3 protein-coding genes are annotated in these 2,241 nt (G+C 74.4%); 2 read left to right on the top strand and 1 reads right to left on the bottom strand.

Going from position 1 to position 2,241, the window contains the following annotated elements; genetic code table 11:
• The coding region (locus H5J30_RS28330; RefSeq protein WP_181790133.1) for a class I SAM-dependent methyltransferase at positions 1 to 599 on the top strand (599 nt) is incomplete at its 5' end.
• Positions 600 to 608: 9 nt separating this feature from the next.
• Positions 609 to 1,106 carry a GNAT family N-acetyltransferase gene (locus H5J30_RS28325; protein ID WP_181790132.1) on the top strand — a complete coding sequence of 166 codons (498 nt, stop codon included), beginning with the start codon at positions 609 to 611 and terminating at the stop codon, positions 1,104 to 1,106.
• Positions 1,107 to 1,194: 88 nt separating this feature from the next.
• Here H5J30_RS28325 and H5J30_RS28320 read toward each other — a convergent pair whose 3' ends face one another.
• Entirely contained in the window at positions 1,195 to 1,899 is a 705-nt protein-coding gene (locus H5J30_RS28320; RefSeq protein ID WP_181790131.1) for a lytic polysaccharide monooxygenase, read from the bottom strand.
• Positions 1,900 to 2,241: the final 342 nt, after the last annotated feature.

Genomic DNA, 2,241 nt, shown 5'->3' with positions numbered 1-2,241 from the left:
GCGTCCTCGGCCTCGACGTCGACGCCCGCATGGCCGCGTACGCGCGGGAAGGCGGACTGGACGTCGAAGTCGCTCCGTTCGAGGAGTGGGACCCGGCGGGCCGGCGCTTCGACAGCGTCGTCGCGGGCCAGACCTGGCACTGGATCGACCCGGTCGCGGGCGCCGCCAAGGCCGCCGGGGTGCTGCGCCCCGGGGGCAGGCTCGCCGCGTTCTGGAACGTCTCCCGGCCCGCCCCCGACGTGGCCGAAGCCCTCGGCTCCGCCTTCCGCGACGCCCTGCCCGGCGCGCCCCTCAACCCCTGGAGCCGCACGGCCCTCGACGGCTACTCGGCGATCGTCGACAGGACGGCGGACGGCATCCGGGCCGCGGGCGCCTTCGGCGAACCGGAGGAGTGGCGGCACGGGTGGGAGTGCACGTACACCCGCGACGAGTGGCTGGACCAACTCCCCACGGGCGGCGGCATGGCGCTCCTGACCCCCGCCCGGCGGACCGCCCTGCTCGACGCCACGGCGGCGGCGGTCGACGGCCTCGGCGGACGGTTCGCGATGGGGTACACGGCGCTGGCGGTGACCGCCGTGGTGCGGCGGGAGCAGGGTTAGCCTGGCGGGATGATCGAGACGGAACGGCTCCTGCTGCGGCCGCTGACGACGGACGACGTCGACGCGTTCGTGGCGCTGCACGCCGACGAGCGCGTCAACAGGTTCGTGGGCGCGTACTCGCGCGAGCAGGCGCAGGAGCGGCTGGCCGCGATCGAGCGGCAGTGGGCGGAACGGGGCCACGGGCTGTGCGCCGTCGAGCTGAAGTCCGGCGGCGGGCTCATCGGCCGGGTGGGGCTGAGCTACTGGGCGGAGCTGGACGAGGTCGAGCTCGGCTGGACCCTGGCGGCCCGGTCCTGGGGCCGCGGCTACGCGACGGAGGCGGCCCGCGCGTGCCTGGAGTGGGGGTTCGCGACGCTGGCCGAGGAGTACTTCATCGCGCTGATCCGCCCGGCGAACACGGCGTCGGCCCGGGTGGCGGAGCGCCTGGGGTTCACGCCGCGGCGGGAGGACATGTTCATGGGCAACGAGGTGACGGTCTACGCCGTGGACGCCCCGCCCGCGGCCTGACCGCCGGTGCGGTGGCGCGGTGGTGCGCCCCGCCACCGGGGGGCCGTTCGCGGTGGCGGGGCGCGGTCCGTATCCGTGCGTGGGGCGCTTACGCGCAGGGGCCGAGGTCCTCCCACACGCCGCTGCCGGCGCCGGGCGTCTCGCCCTGGGTCCACCACTTGGCGCGCCAGGTGTGGCCGCTGTGGGTGACCTGGTTGCCGCCGTTGTACACGGAGCCCGCGCTCCAGGGCGCCGCGGTGCACTGGCCGGGGTCACCGGGGCCCGGGTCGCCACCGCCGCCGCCGATGTTGACGTCGATGCAGGAGTAGAAGGCGTTGCCCGTGTCGTAGACGTTCCACACGGCCAGGACCTTCTGCTTGCCGCTGAAGTTGCCGAAGTTCACGTTGTGGTACACGTCGGCGGGGGGCTGGGCGCCCCCGTCGTTGAACTCCGCGATCTTCGTGCCGCCGATGAAGTACTGCCAGGTGCTGGTGCGGTGGCGGGCGGTGATGTGCCAGCTGAACGTGGTCGAGCCGGCGACCGGGTTGACGCGCCAGCCCTTGCTGTCGTCGTTCAGCTCGGCGAACTGGCCGTTGCCGCCGCTGCAGCTCGTCAGGCCCTTCGGCCCCTCGACGCTCTGCGGCTCGTACTTGATCTGCCCGCAGTTCACGACGCCCGCCGCGCACTGGTCCTGCCGGCTCGACGGGGACGTGACCCACCCGTGGGCGCTGGCGGAGGGGGCGGGCAGGCTCAGGGCCAGGACGGGGGCGACTGCCGCGCCGACCGCTGCCGCCAGTCTTCGCTTCGTGTGCATGTCAACTCCTGGGCTCGCGTGACGTGGGAGGACGTGCATGTGGCCACGGTTGGTCCAGCGGGTCGCCGTCGCGCGCGCCGCGTTCGCGCGCCGTCGACTGCGGGTCGGCGACCGGTGTTGGTCTAGACCTTAGCGGCTGTCGGGTCGCGGTCAAGAGGGCATGGCCCATCAAGTCCGCACGCGACTCCACTGGTCTGGACAAGACCGCTCACCGCGCATCTCCCCCGCCCCGTACGGGAGTCGGCGCCCCGTCGGCCGCGGCACCGCCCCCGGCGCGTACGGGTACGGGCCCCCGCGCGTCCGCCTCGCCGCCCCCGACCAGGAACGGCGCCAGCAGCTCCG

Origin of the sequence: Streptomyces phytophilus, assembly GCF_013870535.1 — a bacterium.
In the GTDB taxonomy this organism is placed as follows: Bacteria; Actinomycetota; Actinomycetes; order Streptomycetales; family Streptomycetaceae; genus Streptomyces; species Streptomyces phytophilus.
The sequence above is the reverse complement of the archived record's forward strand: the minus strand, read 5'-3'. Positions and strand labels throughout refer to the sequence as shown.